General features: G+C 64.6%; 19 protein-coding genes. 8 read left to right on the top strand and 11 right to left on the bottom strand.

Annotated features, from left to right (window positions below):
• Positions 1 to 179: 179 nt before the first annotated feature.
• The 4 genes from purF to ACQR10_RS07085 all read right to left on the bottom strand — a co-directional run bounded on the left by purF (position 180) and on the right by ACQR10_RS07085 (position 4,780).
• Positions 180 to 1,712, bottom strand: a complete 1,533-nt coding sequence (gene purF / locus ACQR10_RS07100; RefSeq protein WP_316180960.1) for an amidophosphoribosyltransferase — start codon at positions 1,710 to 1,712, stop codon at positions 180 to 182.
• Positions 1,713 to 1,735: 23 nt separating this feature from the next.
• A complete protein-coding gene (locus ACQR10_RS07095) occupies positions 1,736 to 2,362 on the bottom strand; it encodes a CvpA family protein (protein WP_316215621.1) in 627 nt (208 codons plus the stop codon).
• A 173-nt stretch (positions 2,363 to 2,535) separates the two neighbouring features.
• On the bottom strand, positions 2,536 to 4,035 hold the full coding sequence (radA, locus tag ACQR10_RS07090; RefSeq protein WP_316215622.1) for a DNA repair protein RadA: 1,500 nt from the start codon (positions 4,033 to 4,035) through the stop codon (positions 2,536 to 2,538).
• Positions 4,036 to 4,054: 19 nt separating this feature from the next.
• Positions 4,055 to 4,780 carry a sulfite exporter TauE/SafE family protein gene (locus ACQR10_RS07085; RefSeq protein ID WP_316215623.1) on the bottom strand — a complete coding sequence of 242 codons (726 nt, stop codon included), beginning with the start codon at positions 4,778 to 4,780 and terminating at the stop codon, positions 4,055 to 4,057.
• A gap of 285 nt (positions 4,781 to 5,065) precedes the next feature.
• On the opposite strand from ACQR10_RS07085, the gene ACQR10_RS07080 reads away from it, so the two are divergent.
• Together ACQR10_RS07080 and ACQR10_RS07075 are read left to right on the top strand one after the other, a co-directional pair.
• Positions 5,066 to 5,368 (top strand): hypothetical protein, encoded by a 303-nt coding sequence (locus tag ACQR10_RS07080; RefSeq protein ID WP_315800323.1) that lies wholly within the window; start codon positions 5,066 to 5,068, stop codon positions 5,366 to 5,368.
• A 205-nt stretch (positions 5,369 to 5,573) separates the two neighbouring features.
• A complete protein-coding gene (locus ACQR10_RS07075; RefSeq protein ID WP_316215624.1) occupies positions 5,574 to 6,392 on the top strand; it encodes an LssY C-terminal domain-containing protein in 819 nt (272 codons plus the stop codon).
• Between the two features lie 15 nt (positions 6,393 to 6,407).
• Here the strand turns inward: ACQR10_RS07075 and ACQR10_RS07070 are convergent, their stop codons facing one another.
• The 4 genes from ACQR10_RS07070 to ACQR10_RS07055 all read right to left on the bottom strand — a co-directional run bounded on the left by ACQR10_RS07070 (position 6,408) and on the right by ACQR10_RS07055 (position 12,433).
• Positions 6,408 to 7,913, bottom strand: coding sequence for an MFS transporter (locus ACQR10_RS07070; RefSeq protein WP_316215625.1), 1,506 nt, complete (start codon positions 7,911 to 7,913; stop codon positions 6,408 to 6,410).
• A gap of 72 nt (positions 7,914 to 7,985) precedes the next feature.
• Positions 7,986 to 9,797, bottom strand: coding sequence for an amidohydrolase (locus ACQR10_RS07065; protein ID WP_316215626.1), 1,812 nt, complete (start codon positions 9,795 to 9,797; stop codon positions 7,986 to 7,988).
• A 242-nt stretch (positions 9,798 to 10,039) separates the two neighbouring features.
• Complete coding sequence (locus ACQR10_RS07060) at positions 10,040 to 10,840, bottom strand: hypothetical protein (RefSeq protein WP_316215627.1); 801 nt, start codon at positions 10,838 to 10,840, stop codon at positions 10,040 to 10,042.
• Positions 10,841 to 10,936: 96 nt separating this feature from the next.
• Positions 10,937 to 12,433, bottom strand: coding sequence for an amidase (locus ACQR10_RS07055; RefSeq protein WP_316215628.1), 1,497 nt, complete (start codon positions 12,431 to 12,433; stop codon positions 10,937 to 10,939).
• Positions 12,434 to 13,173: 740 nt separating this feature from the next.
• Here ACQR10_RS07055 and ACQR10_RS07050 point away from each other — a divergent pair.
• A complete protein-coding gene (locus ACQR10_RS07050) occupies positions 13,174 to 13,467 on the top strand; it encodes a GlsB/YeaQ/YmgE family stress response membrane protein (protein ID WP_316215629.1) in 294 nt (97 codons plus the stop codon).
• A gap of 14 nt (positions 13,468 to 13,481) precedes the next feature.
• Here ACQR10_RS07050 and ACQR10_RS07045 read toward each other — a convergent pair whose 3' ends face one another.
• Positions 13,482 to 14,468 (bottom strand): helix-turn-helix domain-containing protein, encoded by a 987-nt coding sequence (locus ACQR10_RS07045; RefSeq protein WP_316215630.1) that lies wholly within the window; start codon positions 14,466 to 14,468, stop codon positions 13,482 to 13,484.
• 104 nt (positions 14,469 to 14,572) lie between these two features.
• Here ACQR10_RS07045 and ACQR10_RS07040 point away from each other — a divergent pair, with 104 nt between their 5' ends.
• On the top strand, positions 14,573 to 15,298 hold the full coding sequence (locus tag ACQR10_RS07040; protein ID WP_315800315.1) for an alpha/beta hydrolase: 726 nt from the start codon (positions 14,573 to 14,575) through the stop codon (positions 15,296 to 15,298).
• Positions 15,299 to 15,454: 156 nt separating this feature from the next.
• Positions 15,455 to 15,958, top strand: coding sequence for a hypothetical protein (locus ACQR10_RS07035; protein ID WP_316215631.1), 504 nt, complete (start codon positions 15,455 to 15,457; stop codon positions 15,956 to 15,958).
• A gap of 25 nt (positions 15,959 to 15,983) precedes the next feature.
• Here ACQR10_RS07035 and xth read toward each other — a convergent pair whose 3' ends face one another.
• Both xth and ACQR10_RS07025 read right to left on the bottom strand, forming a co-directional pair.
• On the bottom strand, positions 15,984 to 16,754 hold the full coding sequence (xth, locus tag ACQR10_RS07030) for an exodeoxyribonuclease III (protein WP_316215899.1): 771 nt from the start codon (positions 16,752 to 16,754) through the stop codon (positions 15,984 to 15,986).
• A gap of 123 nt (positions 16,755 to 16,877) precedes the next feature.
• The gene (locus tag ACQR10_RS07025) at positions 16,878 to 17,705 is read right to left on the bottom strand and encodes a helix-turn-helix transcriptional regulator (RefSeq protein WP_316215632.1); all 828 of its coding nucleotides are present in this window, start codon (positions 17,703 to 17,705) and stop codon (positions 16,878 to 16,880) included.
• A gap of 91 nt (positions 17,706 to 17,796) precedes the next feature.
• Between ACQR10_RS07025 and ACQR10_RS07020 the strand changes: the two genes are divergently transcribed.
• The 3 genes from ACQR10_RS07020 to ACQR10_RS07010 all read left to right on the top strand — a co-directional run bounded on the left by ACQR10_RS07020 (position 17,797) and on the right by ACQR10_RS07010 (position 21,532).
• Positions 17,797 to 18,699 (top strand): SDR family oxidoreductase, encoded by a 903-nt coding sequence (locus tag ACQR10_RS07020; RefSeq protein ID WP_316215633.1) that lies wholly within the window; start codon positions 17,797 to 17,799, stop codon positions 18,697 to 18,699.
• Positions 18,700 to 19,240: 541 nt separating this feature from the next.
• On the top strand, positions 19,241 to 19,954 hold the full coding sequence (locus ACQR10_RS07015) for a hypothetical protein (protein WP_316215634.1): 714 nt from the start codon (positions 19,241 to 19,243) through the stop codon (positions 19,952 to 19,954).
• 90 nt (positions 19,955 to 20,044) lie between these two features.
• Entirely contained in the window at positions 20,045 to 21,532 is a 1,488-nt protein-coding gene (locus tag ACQR10_RS07010; protein ID WP_316215635.1) for a lipase family protein, read from the top strand.
• The last annotated feature ends 590 nt before the right edge of the window (positions 21,533 to 22,122 follow it).

Below are 22,122 nucleotides of genomic sequence, written 5' to 3'. Positions count from 1 at the left end.
CAGGCGCACGATTGCGCGCCCGGAGCCGGGACCCGTACTCCTCGGCGGTTATGAGGGAGTTGGACGGTCGTGGCTAGTCCTAGCCGCCCAACGACCGCTGGTGGCTATGGCTCCCCGGCATTCGCAGAGACGACGGCCAACCGCGCGTCGCCCCGGAATGACAGCGTGTGGAAAGAGCCTCAGCTCGCTTCCGCCAGCAGCGAGAGCTGCTGCTGGGGCGGCTCGACGAGTGACTGGTCGGTGAGATGGGTCGGATAGCTGCCGGTGAAGCAGTGGTCGGCATATTTCGGCGCTGCCGGGTCGCGGGCGGGCTCACCCATCGCGCGATACATGCCGTCGATCGACAGGAAGGCGAGCGAGTCCGCGCCGATCAGCTGGCGCATCTCCTCGAGCGAATGCGTCGCCGCGAGCAGGCCGCCGCGATCCGGCAGGTCGATGCCGTAATAATCAGGGTAGAGGATCGGCGGCGACGCCAGGCGGAAATGCACCTCGGTGGCGCCGGCGTCGCGCATCATGCGCACGATCTTGCGCGAGGTGGTGCCGCGCACGAGCGAGTCGTCGATCAGGATGATGCGTTTGCCTTCGATCGCGGCGCGGTTGGCCGAGTGCTTCATGCGCACGCCGGATTCGCGGATCGCCTGGGTCGGCTGGATGAAGGTGCGGCCGACATAGTGATTGCGGATGATGCCGAGCTCGAACGGCACGCCGGAATGCTGGCTGTAGCCGATCGCCGCCGGCACGCCGGAATCCGGCACCGGCACGACGACGTCGACCTCGGGATGGCTTTCGCGCGCGAGCTGCGCGCCGAACGCCTTGCGCACCTCGTAGACCGAACGGCCACCGACCACGGAATCGGGACGGGCGAAGTAGATGTATTCGAACACGCAGGGACGTGCCGGCTTCGGCGGGAACGGCTTGTGGCTGTGCGCCCCGGTCTCGTCGAAGATCACGACCTCGCCGGGCTCGATGTCGCGGATGTAGCGCGCGCCGATCATGTCGAGCGCACAGGTCTCCGAGGCCAGGATCGGGCAGCCTTCGAGCTCGCCATAGACCAGCGGACGGATGCCCAGGGGATCGCGGGCGCCGATCAGCTTCTTGTTGGTCATGCAGACCAGCGAGTAGGCGCCTTCGAGCGCGCGCAGCGCCTCGATGAAGCGGTCGATGAAATTGGTGCGGCGGGAATGCGCCACCAGATGCAGGATCACCTCGGTGTCGCTGGTCGACTGCATGATGGCGCCGGCGCGCACCAGCTCGCGGCGGAGCGTGAGCCCGTTGGTGAGGTTGCCGTTGTGGCCGACCGCGAAGCCGCCGGCATTGAGCTCGGCGAACAGCGGCTGCACGTTGCGCAGGATCGTGGCGCCGGTGGTGGCATAGCGGACATGGCCGACCGCGGCGTTGCCGGGCAGGCGCTCGATCACCTCGCGGCGGGAGAAGGTGTCGCCGACCAGGCCCAGGCGGCGCTCGCTGTGGAAGCGCGCGCCGTCATAGGAGACGATGCCGGCGGCTTCCTGGCCGCGATGCTGGAGCGCATGCAGGCCCAGCGCAGTGATCGCGGCGGCATCGCTATGCCCATAAATGCCGAACACGCCGCACTCCTCGCGCAGCGTGTCTCCGTCCAGGTCTGGGTCTCTGAGGTAGGCTTGAGGTCCGAAGTCCAGATCCGCGTGAGTATCCGCTTGGGCTTCGCCGGAAGAATCGTGGTGCAGGTCCATCGCGCCTCTCTTCTGGGCTGAGCTCACTTGGCCGCGGGTTTCTCGATCAGCTTCTTCAAGCTGTCGCGGGCAGGCTTGCTGTACCCATCGCCGCCCACTCCGGGCGACTCGGTGTCAGTCTGGTCGTCGTCCGGCTTGTTCTTCTTGAATTTCTTTAAAATGGTGTTCTCGGGATCATCAGGCAAGAGCGACATCAGCCAATCCCCGGTTCCCTGCAGGACGACGCGGGATTTGGCGCCGGTGACCCAGTCCGGGCGCTGCTTGTCCGGCACCAGCCAGCTGAAGAACAGGAAGGCGACCACGACGATCAGCAGGCCGCGGCCCAGTCCGAACAGAAATCCGAGGGTGCGATCCAGCGCGCCGATGCGCGAATCGAGGATCATGTCGGAGATCTTGACCGTGATCACCGAGACGATGAGCAGGGTGCCCACGAAAGTACCGGCGACGACGACGACGCTGGCGACGGTATCGTTGTTGAAATAGGTCTTCGCGGTCGGCAGCAGCTTGGAGAATGAATAAAGCGTGACCAGGGCGGCCGCGCCCCAGGCCGCGATCGACAGCACCTCGCGCATGAAGCCGCGGACCATCGCGAGCAGCCCCGACACCAGCATCACGCCGAGCAGGATGAGATCGAGGATCGTTATCGGCATCGGCTGCTCAGGTCCGCTTCACAGGTCCAAGGTTCGCTTCGAATCGACGGAGGACCGCCCCTCCAGGTGGAGGACAGCGAGGTTCCCCGGCAAGTCCGGACGCTGCACGATCCCGTGTGGGCGACCGGTTGCGGCGTTGTATAGCGGCGAGTCACGCGAACGTCACGGTCCGGCTAGCCGTCCTGGCGGCGGAATCTCGCTGGTGTGGCATTTTTTTCGGCAGGGCGCGGTCCGCGGCGGCCGTGGTCGCCGTCATCGTCGTCCTGCCGGGTCGTCTCATGGCGGGCACGAGGCGTGCCGCGCGCGGCGATGTCGGCCACCAGGCTGGTCAACCCGCCGACGGTATTGAGGCTGAGCCCGGCGTCGCCGCCGGCCTCGCCGCGGGCGCGCTCCGGCAGCACCACGCGCAAAAAGCCGAGCTTGGCGGCCTCCTTCAGCCGTGCCGAGGTCTGCGCCACCGGTCGGACCGCGCCCGACAGCGAGATCTCGCCGAAATAGACCGCATCGGACGGCAGCGGCGCGTTGACCAGTGACGAGACCAGAGCTGCGGCCGCGGCGAGATCCGCCGCCGGCTCGTTGATGCGCAGGCCGCCGGCGACGTTGAGATAGACGTCGTGGCCCGACAGCTTGACGCCGCAATGCGCCTCCAGCACGGCCAGCACCATCGACAGCCGGCTCGGATCCCAGCCGACCACGGCGCGGCGCGGCGTGCCGAGCGAGGTCGGCGCCACCAGGGCCTGGATTTCGACCAGCACGGGGCGGGTGCCCTCGATGCCGGCAAAGACCGCCGTGCCGGGGCTGCCGAGATCGCGCTCCGACAGGAACAGCTCGGACGGGTTGGTCACCTCGCGCAGGCCCAATCCGGTCATTTCGAACACGCCGATCTCGTCCGTCGGGCCGAAGCGATTCTTGACCGAACGCAGGATGCGGAACTGCTGCGAGCCCTCGCCCTCGAACGACAGGACCGCATCGACCATGTGCTCGACGACCCGGGGGCCGGCGATCTGGCCGTCCTTAGTGACGTGGCCGACCAGGATGATGGCCGCGCCGGATTTCTTGGCGAACCTGATCAGCTTCTGCGCCGAGGCGCGCACCTGGGTCACCGTGCCCGGGGCCGATTCCACGGTGTCGGTCCACATGGTCTGGATCGAATCGATCACGATCAGCCGCGGCACGCCGCCCTCGGACAGGGTCGCGATGATGTCCTCGACCGAGGTCTCAGCCGCCAGTTGTACCGGCGCATCCGCAAGCCCGAGGCGCTCGGCGCGCAGCCGCACCTGGGCGACAGCTTCCTCGCCGGAAATGTAGACCGCGCGATGGCCCGCGCGCGCCAGCATCGAGGTCGCCTGGGTCAGAAGCGTCGATTTGCCGATGCCGGGATCGCCGCCGACCAGCAGCACCGAGCCGCGCACGAAGCCGCCGCCGGTGACGCGGTCGAGCTCGGTCATGCCCGACGACAGCCGCGGCGCGTCGATGGTCTTGCCGGTCAGCGATTCCAGCTGGAAGGTGCGGCCCTTGCGCTTGGAGCGCAGCGACACCGGCGCCGAGGTTGCCCCCGTCGTGTCTTCCTCCGCCAGCGTGTTCCACTCGCCGCAGGCCTCGCATTTGCCCTGCCAGCGCGAATAGGCCGCGCCGCAGTTCTGGCAGACGAAGGAGAGCGTGGTCTTGGCCATGAGGTGAGAATCGGTGCGGTCAGGAGTGGTTGGCGTTCCATAACATACTTAGGCCGGCGGCCAGCATGATGCCATCCATCACCACGCGGAACACGTCCGGCTTCATGTGCAGCACGAAGCGCTTGGCGACGAAGGCGCCGGCCATCAGCGAGCCGCCGGCGATCAAGCCTTTCAGCAGGATGTCCGGCGTCAGCGCGCCGAAGCGCTGGAAGGTGATGGATTTCGAAACGTAGAGCCCAAGCGAGCTCGCGGCCTCCGTGGCGAGGAAGGCGCCTTTCGACAGCCCGTAGAACAGGAACAGCGGCACGCTCAGCGGCCCGGTCGAGACCACGATGCCGGTCAGATATCCGATCACCGCACCGCCGGTCGCGAGATGCCAGAGGTTGGCCTTGAGATCGTGCCGCGCCAGCCAGTGCCGCACCGGCACCATCGCCATCAGGAACAGCCCGATGGTGATGTCGACGGCGTGCGACGGCAGGATCAGCAAGGTGCGCGCGCCGAGTGCGGCGGCCGGAATCCCGGTGACCGAATAGGCCGCGCAGGCGCGCCAGTCGACCTCGCGCCACCACGCCAGGATGCGCGACAGGTTCGCCATCACGGCGGCGACCGCCATGATCGGCACGGCCTCCTTCGGCCCGTATTCATAGGTCAGCACCGGCATCAGCATGATCGACGAGCCGGTGCCGACGATACCGGACAAGGTGCCGGCCACGAGGCCGACCGCGAGCACGAAGAGGAAGCCCAAGAAGATCGTCTCCGCGCTCGGACAAGATCTCTCTCCGCGTCGTTGCGAGCGAAGCGAAGCAATCCAGGCTGTGCGTGCCCCTGGATTGCGTCGTCGCGGAGCCTGCCCTCGGGCTCGCCGCAGGCGAGACTCGAGGGGCTCCTCGCAATGACGGAGTCGGAGAGATGCATCCCGTGGTTAACGGCTCGTTCGAGCCGACTCGAAATCGGCGATGATTGTGCGTCCGCATCATTAAAAGTTGAAGTGTATTCCTCGCAGGTCCGCTGATGTTCTCGGACGATGACGATGAGCAAAACGCCTATGTCCTTGCAGATGCGGCCGTCCATGACGGCAACCGCCGATGCGGAGTTCCCCTGGTTCACGGCTGCGATGCTGGCCATGGAAGCCGGCGAGGTCATCCGGCTCCGGCTGGAGAAGTTCGCGCGCGGCGAAGCCGATGCGGGCGAGGAGGCTGAGCTGATGGTCAGCGAAAAGATCGCCGCAGCCCTGGAGGCGACGGCGAAGCTGATGGCCGGCGCGAGCCCGGCGGCAGTCGTCGATCTCTATCGGGACTATGTCGCGGCCAACGCCGAGCGGCTGTCGGCCTAAGCCCTGCGCAGTCCGATTGCGTTGGACTGCGGATGTCGAGCCACCGAGCGCGGACGAGCTGGTCGAAACGCCGCCGGCTGGGCCGTTTCATGCGTTCAGGTGCGGTGTGTTGCCATTGTGATGAAGATCGGACACCTTCCCGAAACCACCGACTGCCGCTCAATTCTTTCGCCGGACCGATCGAGTGCGACTGCTCATACGCCTCATGCAACGCGTGCTGGTCGCCGGGCTGGGGATCTTCACGGTCTGGCTGATCGTCTTCGTGGTGTTCGAGACCGCGAACCGCAGGCTGCCCTGGATTGCCGCCGTCGGCGTCAGCTACGCGTTCGCGGCCTATGTCGTTCTGCCACGCGTGATCCGGTTGAGCCTCAGGATTCTTCAGACGCGGCGAGTGCCCAGCTACACGATCACGGGGGATGGATTGCCTGGCGACCCCGTCAATCTCGCCCTGGTCGGGACGCTCCAACAGCTTCGCGCAAGCTTTGCTGCGGTCGGTTGGTCTGAAGCGGACCGATTGGGCCTGACGAGCTCCTGGGCCATGATCCGCGCCTTTGTCCTCGATGCGCCTTACCCCGCCGCTCCGTTCAGCACGCTCTATCTGTTCGGGCGCGGCCAGGATATCGGCTTTCAGAAAGCCATCGGCAACAGCCCGCGAAAGCGCCATCACGTCAGGTTCTGGGCTGTTGGCCTGGCACACGCAGAGCAAACTTGGAATGCAGGCGATTTCTGGTCCAACGCCGATCAGCCGGCGGTCGATGAATCCGCTCTGTGGGTCGGCGCCGGCACGAAGGACACCGGCCTGTCGTTCACCCGATTGACGTTTCAGGTCACGCACGCCACCGATCCGGATGTCAACGCCGAGCGGGACTACATCATGGCCGAACTGATCAGGACACGATCGATCGAGACCGTGGAGCTGTACAAAGCTGGTCAGAGCCTCCCCGAGCGGGTCAATCACTACGTGACGGACGGAGACATTGCGTTGGCGAGCCTGTTGGTCTCCACCGCAGACGACGACACATGATTTGCCGTCGTCTGTCTAATGGACACGCTGACGAGCCTCTTTCGATGTCGTCCGTTCTGCCCGGGGCCGGACCAGGAAGGCGGTTCCGAGCAGGACGAGCATCGCCACGGTGACGACCGTCAGGAACGCCTGATCGAAGGCGCGATGGGCGTGCGAGGTGACGATGGCAGCGAGCTCGGTCGGCAGCCGCTCGGCTGCGATCAGCGCCTCGTCGATGCTGTCGCGCGCAGCGGCGGGAATGCCGAGGCCGTCGGGCAGAACCATGAATGCCGTATAGATCCCGGACAGGATGCTTCCGAAAATGCTGATGCCGATCGTGCCGCCGAGCTCGAACGACACTTCCTCGATCGAGGCGGCCATGCCTTCGCGGCCTTCGGGCGCGTGATTCATCACGGCGTTGGAGGCGGCCGCGATGGATGCGCCGAGCCCGAGCCCGTTGATCGCGATGCAGATCAATTGCAGCGCCAAGCTGGCGTTGTAGCAGAGCAGGTAGCCGGCCGCGCCGATGCCGGCGATCAGCAACGCGCCGGACATCGTGGTGGCGGCTCCCACGCGGCGCAGCATGAGGCTCGCGAGCGGCCCGCCGATGAATGCGCCGAGCGGGGCCGGCAGGATGTACAATGCCGCCTGCAGCGGCGAGTAGCCGAGGACGAGCTGCAGGCGCTGGCTGATCGCGAGCTCGGTGCCAGCAATGGCAAGTGAAGCTACGATCGCGGTGATCACGCTGAGCGTGAACTCGACGTTTCGGAACAGGGTGAAGTCGAGCAAGGGATCCTCGAGACGCAATTGACGTCGCACGAACACCGTCAACATGATGGCGGTCGCGACAGCCGTGCCGGCAAGGACGACATAGGACGACTGGCGACTGCCGAGCTCCTCGATGACGTACGCGAAGCCGATCAGTCCGGCCATCACCTGCACTGAACCGAGGAGGTCCCAATCGCGCTCAGCACGATCGGCCGGTGCAGGTATCAGCAGCAGGCCGGCGGCCAGCGCCAGGACGACGAGCGGCACGTTGATCAGAAAGACCGAGCCCCACCAGAAATATTCCAGCAGGACACCGCCGACCAAGGGGCCGACCGCCGCCCCGCTGGACGCAACGGCTCCCCAGATCGCGATGGCGAGCGCCCGTTCGTGGTCATCGCAGAAGGTGATGCGAATGATCGACAGCGTCGCCGGCATCATGAGCGCGGCGCCGATCGCGAGCAGGACGCGTCCGCCAACCAGGATCGTGGCGGTCGGCGAATAGGCGGCGACGACCGAGGCCAGTCCGAAGACGATGAGGCCGGCGACGAAGGTCCTCTTGTGCCCGACGCGATCGCCGAGCGAGCCGAAGCCGGGAAGCAGGCCGGCGACGAAGAGCCCGTAGGCCATGACGATCCACAATTTCTCCGAGGCGGTTGCTCCGAGCTCATAGGTCAGGCTGGGCAGCGCGGTATAGAGCACCGTCATGTCGATGACGACGAGCGCCAGCGCGCCGGAGACGGTCAGGAGGATCAGCCAGCGACTGCGCTTCGACATCGGCGAATCCGCCGGCGGAAGACTCTGTTCAGTCCGCGCATTCGCCATCTCGTGCACCGTCATCATTCCCGTTCAGAGTCCGTCGCGATGTGTGATCCGGCCGTTCATCATCGTCAGCTGAACGTTCACCTTGCCGATCTCGTGCGGCCCGACATCGAACAGGTTCTTCTCGAGCACGATCAGATCGGCCAGCTTCCCGACCTTGATGGAACCGATCTTATCCTCCATGCGCAGCTGATAGGCCCCGTTGATCGTGTAGCCTCGAATGAGCTCCGGCAGGCTCAGGCGTTCGGTGGCGGGCGGATGGACCAGGCTGTCGGGCTTGCCCGGCTCCTGACGCGTATGGCCCGCCTGCACCGCCTCGAGCGGCTTGACGACGACCTTCGAGCCGGTCGCCAGGGCATCCATTCCGAACGACACCGTGACGCCTTGGTCGATGAACGTCTTGAAGGTGTACATGCGGCTCCAGCGTTCCTCGCCGTAGAGCTCGCGGATGCGACGCTGGCTCGTGTCCGGCACGCCCCACTGGATCTGGGTGTTCGCGATCACGCCGAGCTTTCTGAAGCGCGCAATGTCCGAGGGCGCAGTGAGGAACGCGTGGCAGATGGTATGGCGGCGGTTGCCCGGGCCATGCTCGCCAAACGCCGCGTCGTATGCATCCAGGCTCATGCGGACTGCGGCGTCGCCGACGGTGTGAAGATGCGTGTCGATTCCCTCCGCATGTGCCTGGCGCAGGATCCGGTTCAACACGGGCGCGGGCAGCAACGGTTCGCCGCGCCAATCCGGACTTCCGGCATAGGGATCGAGCAGATAGGCGGTGCGGGTCAGCTCGGTGCCGTCGACGAGCAGCTTGAGCACCTCGGCCTTGACCAGCGGCGTGCGATAGCGCTTCCGGTACGCCCGAATGATCGGCAGCGGATCGACGTTGGGATCATTGTGATAGAGGCAGCCGATCACGCGTTGCAGCAGCTTGCCGCGCCTCTCGAGGTCGACCAGCATGTCGAAACCGTGATGCTGCTCGGTCGGCCAGGCGCTGAAGCCGGCATCGAAGAAGGTGGTGATGCCGGCGGCCGCCAGCTTGGGCTGCCATTCCTCGATGGCGGCGGCGGTCGACTTCAGACCGAACGGTTCGATGCCGTGCTTTTCGAGCGTCTTCAGCACCGCGAACAGCGCGGGCACTTCCAAAATGAAGCCGGTCGGCGCGCCATTAGGATCCTTTTCGTACCAGGAGGAGCCGGGTACGACGTCGCGTGGGGTGTCCTTCGTGATGCCGGCCATCTCCAGCAGCTTGGAATTGACCCAGTAGCTGTGCAGATCGCAACTGACGAGCAGGACCGGCCGGTCTGGGAAGATCGCGTCCAGCGGTTCCTTGCGCGGACCCGAGGCCGGAAACGCGCCCGCGATCCATCCGAAGCCGAGAATGAACTTCTCGTCGGAATGCGTCTTGGCGTAATCGCGCAGGATCTCGTAGATGCGCTCGGGATCTTCCTCGTTGACCCAGGCGCCGCGAGCAAATGCGAGCGTGCAAAGATGCCAATGCGCTTCGACGAAGCCCGGCATCAGCATTTGGCCATCGAGGTCGATGACCTCAGCCTCGCGTCTGGCAAACTTCATCGATCCGGCGTCGTCGCCGACATAGACGATTTTGTTTCCCTTGACGACGACCGCCGTCGCCCAGGGCTGCGAGTCTTCCACAGTATAGACGCGCCCGCCGCGAAACACGGTCGTGCGGCTGGAGGCGGCAAAAGCCTGAGCCGGCCCGGCGGCCGCGAATGCTGCGGCGGCAGCCGTGGTTGCAACCATCCGGCGACGGGTCAGTCCGCCGCCCTCCTTGTTCGACGCCGCAAACAGCGAACCGATGGCTGAGCCGCATGCGATGCACATTGTCCTGCTCCGAACGCCCGCGCTCCGCATGAGCTGCGTCGTCTACCAATCGAACGCGAAACTACGTCTCTCCGCGCATTCCAGGATTGACCGCGATCAAGTCGGCCTCAAACGAGGCGAACGTGCGTACGCACACCGAAGTTCTGTTTGCTGATGGCGAAAATTCAAATCGAATGCCTTCAGACCGGATCGCAGACCGGATCACTACTCACGGCCACAGCGGCCGTTCGATCCGAGCAGAATCATTTTGGAAACAGGAAAGCCAGACTCGCCCGAAACTGCCAATGCGATGCCTGGTCCGGCTTCAGCAGGTTGTAGTAGACGCCCACCTCGGCATTGATCGGCTGCTTGTCGACCATGAAGAGCTTGCCCACGCCGACGCCGATCGGGACGACCCAGCGATCATTGCCCTTCGCGAGCCAGTTCGCCGTGATGATGGGACTCGAGCTGATGTAGGACCCGTCGGAGAAGTTGTAGGTCACGAAGTACTGCAGCATCATCTGGTTCACCGGCGCGCGGTCGCTCGGACCGGCAAACGACCAGATGTTGTTGGCGAGTACCCCGAGCACCCACGGACCCGGCATGGTCAGCGCGACGAGGGTCGGACCTGCGCTCCATTTTCCCGAACCGAGGGCGGGATCGGTCGCCGACGGATAGGAAAAGGTCGGGCCGACACCCCAGATGAGGGCGCCCGAATGCGACGGGGTGAGCGCGAAGATCTGGTTGATGTCGCCGACCCCGCCGATCCGGCCCTGCTCAGGGGAGAAGCGCACCTGGGCGATGCCGGGAATGGTCGTGCGCGTCACCAGATTCCAGTCGGCATTGAGCTCGAAAGGGATGACCGGCTCGATCTTGAAGACGTCGGCCGTCTGCCGGTACGGGCCCGTATTCGGCATCGCGATGTTCTCGAGGCCGACGCTGATCGTGTCCGCGATCGGGTTCTGCGCCGCCTTGGCCAGATCTTCGAGCGACGGCGTCCTGGCCTGCTGTGCCAGGGCGCCGGAGTCATGGCAGAGCGCCGCGATCAGGAGCGACAGAACCACACGTCGAAAAGCTCTCGGAATCCTTGTCGACCTCGCTGTCGAAGCGCTGCTCTGGCAGCCATTGTCTCGCGTCCGCACCGTGTGGCCCCGGCTACATCAGGTGAAAGTCGGAAAACGCTCGCCCGCGAACAGGGAGCGCCGGAGACGGGACCAGTTGGACGCGAACTGGAACGTGTCGAGATCGGTGTAGGTCTGGCCGATCACCTGCATGCCCGCGGGCATGCGGTCCTCGACCAAGCCGAGCGGGACCTCGACGACGGGATAGCGGTTGAGCAGGTTCCAGTGCCACGTCAGCGCCAGGTTCAGGCCGGTGCCCACCCACGGGTCCACCTTGTTGTCCTTGCTCTTGAACATGTCGGCCCCGACAAGAGGCGTTGCCATGGTCGGCATGAGCAGAATGCGGTAGCCCTTCCCGAACACGCGCTGCTGGACCTGGCGGTGCAGCCGCTGCAGCAGCTCCTCGGCGTCTTCGGCCTGGCGCGGTCCGACCGGGCCGACCTGGTCGAGCATTTCGGTCATGTAGGGCGAGAGCTGATCGCGATGCGCATTCGAGATCTCGATCGCGGTGCCGATGGACGTCGACATCAGCCCACGGATGAAGACCATCTTGTGGGCTTTCGTGAAGCCGCAATCGACCTCGTCCACCGTGCAACCCGCGGCGCGCAGCGCCGCGATGCCTCCCAGCATCGCAGCCTTCACGGAGGGTATGACCTCCGCAATGCCGGCGCCCCAATCCACGGCGATGCGCCACCCGGAAAGGCGCGGATAACGGGTGGGATAGTCGAGGCGAGGGCGCATCGCGGCCATCATCCGCTCGGACGGACCGACGATCGCGTTCTGGAGGCGGACGAGGTCGTCGAAGCGCCGCGCCATCGGGCCTGAGGTCGCGAACGGGATTTCCCCGCCGGCCACGCGTCCGAACGGCGGCCTGAAGCCATAGAGACCACATTGTGAGGCGGGAATTCGGATCGAGCCGCCCATGTCCGAGCCCATGGCGAGCGTCGCGAAGCCTGCGGCCAGCGCCGCGCCCGATCCCGCCGACGACCCGCCCGGAGAATATTCGAGATTCCATGGGTTGCGTGTCGTGCCCCAGGCGCGGGTGGACGCGCCGAGGAAGAGGTAGAATTCCGGCACGGTGGTCTGGAACGGCATGACGGCGCCGGCCGCCTCGAGCAAGTCGGTGATGGCCGAGTTTTCCGTTGCCGGCGGCGAGTCCTTGTAGATGAGCGAGCCTTGTGTGGTCCGCCAGCCCGGTCTGGAGAATTCGTCCTTGATGGCCACCGTGATCCCTTCGAGCGGCCTCGGGGTGCCGCGCCGATAACGGTCTTCGGACTGCTTGGCCTCCTTCATCGCCTGGTCGAAGTGCTCGTAGGTGATGCAATTGACCTTCGGGTTGTAGGCTTCGATCCGCTTGATCTGCGCCTTTAGGAGATCGACCGGTGACGCCTTGCGGGCCCGGAACATGGCGGTGAGATCGGCGACCGATGCGTAGCAGAGCGGATCGGCGGACTCGGCCCGCGCGGCCGGCAAACCGAGTTCGGACGCGACCAACGCCACTCCCGCGCCTTTGATGAGCATTCGTCTGTCGATCATACACGCCTCCGTATTTCCGGGAATCGGTCCGAGTATTTCGATTTGATCGTGAGGTGACGATCCGAGAAAAACGCAGGATTCAGCTTCGCTGTTCGTGGCTGAGCTGGCCGTTCATGACGGTCATCAGCGCCTCAATGTTGGGCCGGCATCGGCCGCGGCGAACGCCGCGCCTGTCTGGAGGAGCGGGAGTCGTGACAGTCCGGCCCTGTTGGCGGAGTCTCAAGCTGGAGCAGACCGCGAAATCTCGCCCCGTTGCATGCGACGCGCATGAATTCACCTCTGCTCGCTCTGCGGGAAACACACTATTCCCGATTCCGCAGATCGTATGAACTCGGGGGAACTACGTAGTCGATTGCGTGCGAAGCGTTCGCATGAGCTGCGCGCGTTCGAGACGAATAGGTTAGAATGATTGTCAATTCGGAATAACTCCGCGGCTTCGAAGCGGAATCGCCATTCGAAGCAAGCAGGCCGCATCACATTGTGAGGGACGCCGGCCTGCGTATCGTCCAGTTTGCGATTAGGTCGCGAACTCATCCGATCTGCAGAGTTCAGCTCATGGCAACGAAATCGATGTAACCTGCACGTGCGCGATTCGTCCGGCTCTGCGAGCGTGACCCCTGATCTGGCTGCATCCGTGTCGCAACCGGCGGTCCCGCTTCGCTCGGCAAGGTGCTCTCATGATCTTGCTGCTGGCCGTGATGCTCCAACCGAAGTGCGACGGCAGACCGACGGAGTGAAGAATGTTCACACTGGTACACGCAGTGACTTGGCTCGTCGTCGGCTTGATCGGCGGCGGCCTAGCCGGAATCCTGGTGAAGCGCCGCCGAGCAGGTTTCGGGCTCCTCACCAACATCGGATTGGGATGCGTCGGCGCGCTCATCGGCGGGGTCTTGTTCAACCTGTTCGGGTTGTTTCCGGGCATGGGCAGCATCGTCATTTCGCTACGCGATGTCGTCGCGGCGTTCGTCGGCTCGCTCGTCCTGCTGGCGGCGATCTGGTTGTGGGGCGTAGCCCGCGAACCGAGCCCGCGCTGAGCCCCACGCGGTCGTCAGCCCGAGTGACGCGCGGTCTCCGCGCGCCAGTCGCGCGGGCGCATGCCGAAACGCTGCTTGAAGCGGCGCGTGAAGTGCGACAGATCCGAAAAGCCCCAGTCGAAGGCGATGCGGCCGATGTCGCGGCCGCATCGGGCGGGATCGCGCAGATCGCGCGCCGCGCCATCGAGCCGGCGCTCCATCACCAGTTCGGAGAAGCTGGTGCCGGCGCGGGCCAGCAGCTTGTGCACATAGCGCTCGCTGATCCCGACGACAGATGCGATGGTCGCCACCGTCAGGCCGGGCTCGCGCACCCGCTCGTGAATGGCGCGGCGCAGCGCCAAGGTCGTTGCATCGGCAAACGCGGTGGTCGCATGCGTCTCGCGGCGGCCGCGGCGGGCCAGGCTCAGCGCCACCAGATCGAGCAGCACGCCGAACAGCGCCGACGCATCGTCCGGCGCGAGCCGCAGCGCGTTGGCGTTGAGGGAGCGCGCCGTCTCCACGATCAGCGCGCCGACGCACGGGTCGTCGGACAGCCGCGCCGGCGCGATGTCCGGCACCGCCGGCAGGCGGCCGAACAGCGCATCGGCTGGGACGCGGAACGAGATCACGCCGAGCGACGGCCCGCGATCGTGCTGAAGCACGAAGGTGCGGTCGCTGTCGAAGATGCCGACCTGGCCGGCGGACAGGCTGACATCGCATTCGTCCTGCAGGATGGTGCAGCGGCCGGCGAGCTTGAGGTTGAGATAGAAGCAGCGCTGGGTGGAAGCGGCGATGTCCGCGCGCGAGCGGCGGACGATGTGCTCGGGAAAGCTGACGCGGTTGATGGCGCCGCTCCCGACGCTGATGCTCTGCACCTCCGCGGCGAAGCCGATGCCGCGCGCCGGCTCCGGCGTCAAATTCATGAAGGCCTGGCAGATCGCCTCGCGGTAATACGAGAACTGCTCCTCCGGCCGCACCGCTGCCGTATTCCAGCTCCGCTGCCGTTCCGGCTCGGCGCCCATCGGTTCACTCCGAGACCAATCGGGTTCAGTTGCAGCCAAGCGCCGCGGGCGCGGTCCGGCCCATATTCCTTGCACCGCCTTCCATCGTGCAAAGGAACGTGATCATGTCAACCTACGTCCTGGTCCATGGCGCCTGGCATACCGGCGCCGAGCTCGAGCCGGTCGCCGTGCCTATTCGCGCCGCCGGCCACACGGTGCATCTGCCGACCATCCGCGGCAACCGCCCCGGCGACGCCAAGACCACCGGACTCGACGAGGCGATCGCCTCGATCTGCGACTACTTCACCGAGCACGACATCACCGACGCCGTGCTGATGGGGCACTCCTATGGCGGCATGGTCATCACCGGCGTCGCCGACCGCATCGCTCAGCGCATCCGCCGCCTGGTCTACTGGAACGCGTTCGTGCCCAACGATGGCGAGTGCCTCAACGACATGGTGCCACCGCACTATGTTGCGCTGTTCGACGCGGTTGCTGCGGAGCGCGGCGACGGTTCGGTGGTGCTGCCGTTCCCGGTCTGGCGCGAGGCCTTCATCAACGACGCCGATCTCGCCACCGCGACGCGCACCTATGAGATGCTCAATCCGCATCCCAACAAGACCTTCACCGACAAGATCACGCTGCGCACCAATCCCGCCGAGATGGCCATCGCGAAATCCTACATCAACTGCACCGAGGACACGGCGCTGCCGCACAGCCTGCCATGGCATCCGCGCCTGTCCGGCAAGCTCGGCCTGTTCCGGCTGGTCCAGGTGCCCGGCAGCCATGAGCTGTGCTTCTCCGATCCCGGCCGGCTCGCGCAGGCGATCATGGATGCGGGCCGGGACTGACGGGGCGCCGTCACGCTCTCGGTGTGACGCCACGTGGTGATGATTCCAGGTTGTGATCGGCGTCACATTCGCCGGGAGCGCGATCGGCCAGACTGATCTCCGATGATTGCAGCTCGGCGGGGCATCCATCCTCGCCGCACCATCGGAGAACGCGTCATGGCCCAGCTCCATCTGGCGTCCCCTCGGGGTCTTGCATCCAAGACATCAGCCGCGAAAGCGCCCGCGCGGCCGGCCGCGACCCGGGCCGGCTGGCTCGCGATGGCCGCCGGCGTGATCACGACCGTGTTCGCTGCGATCGGCGCGGTGAACAGCGTCATTCCCGCGGCGTCGAACGTCGGCGCGGCCGTGCTCGAAGCGCTGAATGTGCCGGCCTGCCTGTCCTATGCCGATCGCTATGACGGCACGCAGAGCAGCTTCCGCAAGGAAGGCCAGCTCTGGCGCGAATATCCGCGCGGCTCGGAGACCTTCAGCTACGAGTTCAGGGAGATCCGGCGCACGCGCCAGGAGATCATGCTGTGGAACGTGACGCCGCGCCCGAACGTGCCCGACGCCGCGAGCCTCGTCGTACACCTGCCGGTGTGCGGCGGCATGGCGGTGCTGACCGAGGGCCTGCCGGAGCGGGCGACCAACCTGCAGCAGACCTGGCCGGACCGCGGCTGAAGCTCCGACGCGCGCGACCTTCGGACTATGTCAGCACGATCCACGCCGGTGCGTGATCGCTCGCGCCGTCCTCGCCGCGAATGGCGCGGTCGACGCCGGCCTTGGCAAGGCGCGGCGCGAGTTGCGGGCTCAGCAGCAGATGATCGAGCCGCAGGCCGGCATCGCGCGGCCAGCGGTTGCGCTTGTAGTCCCAGAACGTGAACATCGGCGCCTTCGGATGCAGCGTGCGGATCGCATCGCACCAGCCTTGATCGACCAGCGCGTGAAAGGCGGCGCGGCTCTTCGGCTGGATCAGCGCGTCCTTGTCCCAGGACTTTGTCGGATAGATGTCGAGCGTATCAGGCGCCACATTGTAGTCGCCGGCGAGCACGACCGGCAGGTCGTCCTTGATGAACTTGGCCGCGTGCCTGTGCAGCCGCTTGAACCAGGCGAGCTTGTGGTCGAATTTCGGCCCCGGCTGCGGATTGCCGTTCGGCAGATACAGACAGCCGACGACGATGCCACGCACCGCGGCCTCGATGTAGCGGGCGTCGCGATCCCTGGGATCGCCGGGCAGGGTGGTGCGCGTCAGCACTGGCTCGGCCTTCCGCGCCAGGATCGCGACCCCGTTCCAGGTCTTCTGCCCCTGCCACACCGCGCCGTAGCCGGCCTTGGCGATCTCATCGACGGGGAAATCGGCCTGGGTGCATTTCAGCTCCTGCAGGCAGACGACGTCGGGCCTAGCCGCGCCCAGCCAGCGCAGCAGATTGGGGAGCCGCCGCCGGACATTGTTGATGTTGAAGGTCGCGATCTTCATGATGCCCGTTGCCGCGGGGATGGTCCGGATGACCAAGCTCGCAATCGGCTTTTGGTTCACGCTGCAGCGTCGATGCAGCCAGGACTGCCTACGAAAGCCCGGCCTATCGGGCAATCCGCGCACCTATTTCGGTCGCGACGTCACCAGCGCGCGGATCTTGTCCGCATCCTCCGGCGTCGCGGGATTGTAGATCACCATGGTGAGGTCGGGCCGGCCATCGACGGCGAAGCCCGAGAATTCCAGCGAGAGCGGCCCGGCGAGGGGATGGTGCAGGACCTTCACGCCATCGCCATGCCGCCCTTGCACATCATTGTCGCGCCACATCGCCGCGAAGTCCGGGCTGGTCGCGCAGAGCTCGTCGACCAGCGATTGGACATTGCGGGCCGCGCCGGCGCGCGCCACGTCGGCGCGGAAGGACGCGACCACATAGCGCGCCACGGCCTGCCAGTTGGACTGTGCGGCGCGGACGCGGCTGTCGTGGAACATCATGCGCAGAACGTTGCGCTGGCCCTCGGACAGGGTGCTGTAGTCGGTGAGAACGACCGTGGCGGCCCTGTTCCAGGCGACGATGTCCCATGTCGCCGTGCGAACGAAGGCGGGGCTGTAGTCCAGCGTGTCGAGCACGCGTTGCAGGCGGGGGGAGATGCCGTCGATGGCGTGATAGCGGGCTTCGGGCGGCCGGCCGAGACCGAGCAGGAACAGATGCTCGCGCTCGACGTCGGTCAGCATCATGGCGCGCGCGATGCGGTCCAGCACGTCGGCGGAGGGCGCGCCGCCGCGCCCTTGCTCCAGCCAGGTGTACCAGGTGGCGCTCACATTGGCGCGTTGCGCCACCTCTTCGCGCCGCAGCCCCGGCGTTCGCCGCCGCTGCAGCGGCAGGCCGAAGGCGGTCGGATCGAGCCTGGCGCGGCGATCCCTGAGATAGGTCCCGAGCGGGTTGCTGTCCGTCATCCTGTTAGCAATTATACCCGTATGAGGTCACTACTTTACCAGCATGAGCAACCTAGCAATATCCCGGCCGTCTGAACAGGGAGTGTGTCTCATGCGCGTCTTCGTCACCGGCGCCGCCGGCTTCATCGGCTCCGAAACCACCAAAGAGCTGATCGCTGCCGGGCATCAGGTCATCGGCCTCGCGCGCTCCGAAGAGAACGTCCGCACGCTCGAGCAACTGGGCGCGCAGGTTCATCGCGGATCGCTGCAGGACCTCGACAGCCTCAAGCGCGGCGCGAAGGACGCCGACGGCGTGATCCATCTGGCCTTCATCCATGACTTCGCGAAGTTCGCGGAGAACGGAGCGATCGACAAGGCCGCCATCGAAGCCATGGGCGAGGTGCTGGTGGGCTCGAACAAGCCGTTCATCGTCACCTCCGGAACGGGGCTCGTGGCGGCCAATGTGGTGGTCACCGAAGACATGCGACGCGAGTCGTCAGCGCATGTCCCGCGCGTGTCCGAGCAGACGGGTCTCGCCTATGCGTCGCGCGGCGTGCGCGCGATGGTGATCCGCCTGCCGCAGGTGCACGGCGCGCCGGGAAAAGCCGGGCTGATCTCCTATCTGGTCGAGCTCGCACGGCAGAAGGGCCGCGCCGCCTATGTCGGCGCGGGCGCCGAGCGCTGGGCCGCGGCGCATCGATCGGATGTCGTCCGCCTCTACCGGCTCGCCCTGGAGAAGGGCGTGGCCGACGCGATCTACCACGCCGTCGGCGAGGAGGGCGTCCCCATGCGCGAGGTCATCGAGGCGGTCGGCCGCGCGCTGAACGTGCCGGTCGTCTCGATCAGAAAGGAGGAGGCTGGTGACTACTACGGGCCGCTGGCGATGTTCGCGGGCCTGGACATGCCGGCCTCCAGCGCCCTGACACAGCAGCGCCTGGGCTGGACGCCCGAGGGCATCGGCCTGATCGCCGACATCGGCCAGCCGGACTACTTCAAGCCGAGCTCTCGGAGTTGAAGGATTGCCTGGAGCGGGTGGCGCGCCTGATCCTCACCCGCTCGCTGCGGCTGAAAGGCCCGGTCCGCCTGATGGCGGCGTTCGGCAAGTGCTTTCCGTCGTAGCCTCGGGCGGGGCGCCGGCCCCTCGGTCGCTGGGGAGTTCTATGCACTGTCGCCGAATTCTCCAGAAATAGGTCGCAAATGACAGGCCAGCGGGGAGGGTTGCCCCTCAATCGGCCGCGAGCTTGCCCTGTGCGGCCGCGACGATCTCGTCCTGCAGCGGCCGAGGGCCGAGCGCGCGCCGTCACCATCGTGCCGATCAGCATAGTCAACGTACGGATCGCTTCGCCGCGCGCCTCTCGGCGCGATCGTTCCTAAGCTGCTGGCGCATTTTCACGGGGCGGCCCGCATGAGCGCGGCCCCCCGAATTCGCAGCGCTCATCCCCGCTTGCATACCTTCAGGACTTCTTGAAGATTAGACGTGCTATGCTGATTGTGAAAAAGTCTATAGACGTCGCGTAGTCACCGTTGCAGGACATGGATGCGCGCTGTTCGCAACCATGCGAGTTCAGCGCTACGATACACATGAAAAACTCGAAGAGCGGGCTCGTGCGATGAATCAACAAGCAAGGCTTCGTACAGGTCGGCGAGGGTGGCGAATTTTGCTGCTGCCACTTCTGATCATGCCGTTTGTGCCCGAGATAGTGGTCTATGCGGCAACCGTTCTAGGAAGGTCGGTCGGCTGTAGACTTGACGATTCGAATGAGGCGGCGTGTCAGGTCGCAGGTTGGCAAATCAGCAGCATCCTGGATGCTGCGCTGCAGGCGGGTCTGCTTGTCAGCGTGGCCTTCGGAATCGGATTTGCGGCTGTCTGGCTCGCAGTGTGCTATTACGTCGTCAATAGGGGCTGGTCTCAAATGGCAAGCCGCGTCATCCTCATTTCCTTGTTGACCATGATGTTTGCTGGGCTACCGTATTTGGCGCCTAACTTGGCGTTAGCTTATGTTGCGAACCAAAGGTGCGAGGCAAACGGCGGCTCTTGTTACGTGTTTGGCGGTAAGGTAACTAATACGGCAAGAGATGTCGTCGTTGTATCGGATCAGCCGTTCATTGCCAGTCTCGTCAAATCGCCGCCGGGTCCGATCGGGATTGGCGCTCCGATCGCTGGTGGCATGTTCGTGATTTACGTCGTCGGCATGTTGGCATCTCGAATTGTTTTGCATCGCCGCAAGGCGGCTACAGATGGCACTGGAGCATCGTCCAGCAAGTCTTAGCCGATGGGGACCTTCCAAGTCCTGGGGATGGCGTTGCCACGCGGTCGCAAGCATGATCTAATACACGCCAGGGTATTGGAGGCATCTACGATGCGAAAATGCTTCATTTTATGGGGCAGGGGCATTATTGCGTTTGCTCTACTCATACTATCCTTTTCAATTCAGAACGTTTTTGCGCAAGAGCAGGACTGCCAAGCTTTAAGGGCAAGCGACATAGGAGACGCCTTCTTCAAGGTAGGCGCATTCGACCTGGGTCGGCCATTCGAGTGTCAGGCGGCCAAGCAATCGGCAATCAAATTTGCTGGATATTATGCGCCATACGCCATCCAAGCCGCGCTCTCGTACGTCTCCGATCATCAGATCAAGGAGGGACCGGATAATTTTGGGGACGAGCAGAATGTTCGCAAAGCGAAGAGAGTGTTCAGACAGTGGGAGTATCAGTTTGACAGTCTAGGCTTGGTCAAATGTACGATACCGGGCGACGAAAATTGTGTGGACGACCGCCCCCAGCGCTGGACGTTGTTTTCGACGGATGGACTTTATTATCAGGTCTGGGCTCGTCACCTCGCCAATCGTGGATGTTCAGAGGTTAGCATTGCATTTCGGGGCACAGTCAATTCGTCGGTCGCCTTGTTCTTGGCGTCCTGGAGTTCGAACGCCCATCGCTTCTCTCGTTACGCGCATATCGATGACGAATACGATCAGTTGGCGCGGCGACTTGATAATCTGATAGAGAAAATCAAGGGTATGCCCTGCTACAAGAGGGCAAACGGAAACGCTCAGATTGTTTCAGTTGGACATTCGCTCGGCGGCGGGCTCGCAGAGTTCGCAGCTCTTGCAACGAAGGCGGGCCGAATCAAGAAGGTCTTCACGTTCAATTCGTCCCCTGTGACGGCGCCGGATCTGATCAATGATCAGACGTGGAATACAAATCGGCAAAAATTGACCATCGACCGCGTCTATCAGGAAGGTGAAGTTCTTTCAAAATACGCGGTCATCCGTGGTCAGCAGCAAACTCCCGCGTTCGAGTGCGATCCCTTGGTTAGAACGGTTCAGATCAACGCCTTCAGGGCAGGTGCACCCAAGACCACGTTTCAGAGGGTCGTGCGGTGGGTCAATCCTGGGGCATACAATGCCTACGAGGAGCACGGCATAGTGCCGCTGGCTTCCAAGCTTGTGGAGTGGACGGACGAACGGCAGTCCAGCTATCCGCCTCTGCCCAGAAGTGCTCACACGACCTGCGACCCGAGCCCTGACTATCAAATGCTTCCGCCGCCGTCGCCTCTCGACCAGGTCGCTTCAATGGGTGCGTGGCACGTCGCTCCAGCGGCAGGCGCACGCGATGTTGCTGGTCTGAGAAGCCAATCGCGGCGGCGCGAGCGCCAACTGCAGGCTTACGGTTCTTCTGAGCCGGGATTGTTCTCGATGCAGCCTCTGCAGTTCGCTCCGGTCGAACCAAATATTCTCGAACAGACGGCTTCTAAGCAGAAGAAGGGGGCGGCGCGGGCAGTTGTCGGTCCAAGATATCGGACTACGTTCCGCTCATGGCGGGCGGCGGGGTTGGGCACGGGGCATTAGCACTGGCTCTCGTCATGGCCGACGATTACGCTCCGACCCGCGTTTGATCACTGGATTTGCACGTAAGCAGAGGGCTGGCGTAGCTGGTGCGGATACCATGCCGCTCCTATTGTCCGCGACGACGGCTCTAATCGCTGGGGCCTAATTCTGCGGACTTTTTGCACTTTGCGGAAAAATTTCCCAGTAATTTCAGCGCGACTCACCCTGTCCAGTCCTTCGGCGAAAAATATTTAACTTCCGTTTATCGGAAAAATATGGTTCTCTCTCTCCGTCCCGCCTCGGCACGAGGGGCGTATCGCGATCGTCATGACACGCGGGGTGGGATGTGGTGGGCGCTTCGGGTCGCAGCATGGCTTGACGTCGTGCGGACGAACGGCACTGGACGCACGTCGAAGACGTATGGTCCTGGCATCTCGACGCTGATGCTACGCTGGCGGTGATGATCCGCCGGTCACGGGGGCAAGACAGCCGATCCCCGGGGAGAGTACGCATAAGGCGTAAAGCCATCGCGCGGGGAATGCCGGTTGACCGGCTGAACCTGTGGTGACTGCCGCCTGCTTTTTTTCTGCAGGCGGGCCATGGGTGAGGCC

The sequence above is a fragment of the Bradyrhizobium sp. HKCCYLRH2060 genome (genome assembly GCF_051168135.1).
Classification (GTDB): Bacteria; Pseudomonadota; Alphaproteobacteria; order Rhizobiales; family Xanthobacteraceae; genus Bradyrhizobium.
The sequence above is the reverse complement of the archived record's forward strand: the minus strand, read 5'-3'. Positions and strand labels throughout refer to the sequence as shown.

What these genes read in the sequence shown, in the direction of transcription:
- purF (WP_316180960.1), bottom strand. Translation starts at nt 1,712, where the DNA reads ATGGACCTGCACCACGATTCTTCCGGCGAAGCCCAAGCGGATACTCAC.
- ACQR10_RS07095 (WP_316215621.1), bottom strand. Translation starts at nt 2,362, where the DNA reads ATGCCGATAACGATCCTCGATCTCATCCTGCTCGGCGTGATGCTGGTG.
- radA (WP_316215622.1), bottom strand. Translation starts at nt 4,035, where the DNA reads ATGGCCAAGACCACGCTCTCCTTCGTCTGCCAGAACTGCGGCGCGGCC.
- ACQR10_RS07080 (WP_315800323.1), top strand. Translation starts at nt 5,066, where the DNA reads ATGAGCAAAACGCCTATGTCCTTGCAGATGCGGCCGTCCATGACGGCA.
- ACQR10_RS07075 (WP_316215624.1), top strand. Translation starts at nt 5,574, where the DNA reads ATGCAACGCGTGCTGGTCGCCGGGCTGGGGATCTTCACGGTCTGGCTG.
- ACQR10_RS07070 (WP_316215625.1), bottom strand. Translation starts at nt 7,913, where the DNA reads ATGTCGAAGCGCAGTCGCTGGCTGATCCTCCTGACCGTCTCCGGCGCG.
- ACQR10_RS07065 (WP_316215626.1), bottom strand. Translation starts at nt 9,797, where the DNA reads ATGTGCATCGCATGCGGCTCAGCCATCGGTTCGCTGTTTGCGGCGTCG.
- ACQR10_RS07055 (WP_316215628.1), bottom strand. Translation starts at nt 12,433, where the DNA reads ATGATCGACAGACGAATGCTCATCAAAGGCGCGGGAGTGGCGTTGGTC.
- ACQR10_RS07050 (WP_316215629.1), top strand. Translation starts at nt 13,174, where the DNA reads ATGTTCACACTGGTACACGCAGTGACTTGGCTCGTCGTCGGCTTGATC.
- ACQR10_RS07045 (WP_316215630.1), bottom strand. Translation starts at nt 14,468, where the DNA reads ATGGGCGCCGAGCCGGAACGGCAGCGGAGCTGGAATACGGCAGCGGTG.
- ACQR10_RS07040 (WP_315800315.1), top strand. Translation starts at nt 14,573, where the DNA reads ATGTCAACCTACGTCCTGGTCCATGGCGCCTGGCATACCGGCGCCGAG.
- ACQR10_RS07035 (WP_316215631.1), top strand. Translation starts at nt 15,455, where the DNA reads ATGGCCCAGCTCCATCTGGCGTCCCCTCGGGGTCTTGCATCCAAGACA.
- xth (WP_316215899.1), bottom strand. Translation starts at nt 16,754, where the DNA reads ATGAAGATCGCGACCTTCAACATCAACAATGTCCGGCGGCGGCTCCCC.
- ACQR10_RS07025 (WP_316215632.1), bottom strand. Translation starts at nt 17,705, where the DNA reads ATGACGGACAGCAACCCGCTCGGGACCTATCTCAGGGATCGCCGCGCC.
- ACQR10_RS07020 (WP_316215633.1), top strand. Translation starts at nt 17,797, where the DNA reads ATGCGCGTCTTCGTCACCGGCGCCGCCGGCTTCATCGGCTCCGAAACC.
- ACQR10_RS07015 (WP_316215634.1), top strand. Translation starts at nt 19,241, where the DNA reads ATGCGAGTTCAGCGCTACGATACACATGAAAAACTCGAAGAGCGGGCT.
- ACQR10_RS07010 (WP_316215635.1), top strand. Translation starts at nt 20,045, where the DNA reads ATGCGAAAATGCTTCATTTTATGGGGCAGGGGCATTATTGCGTTTGCT.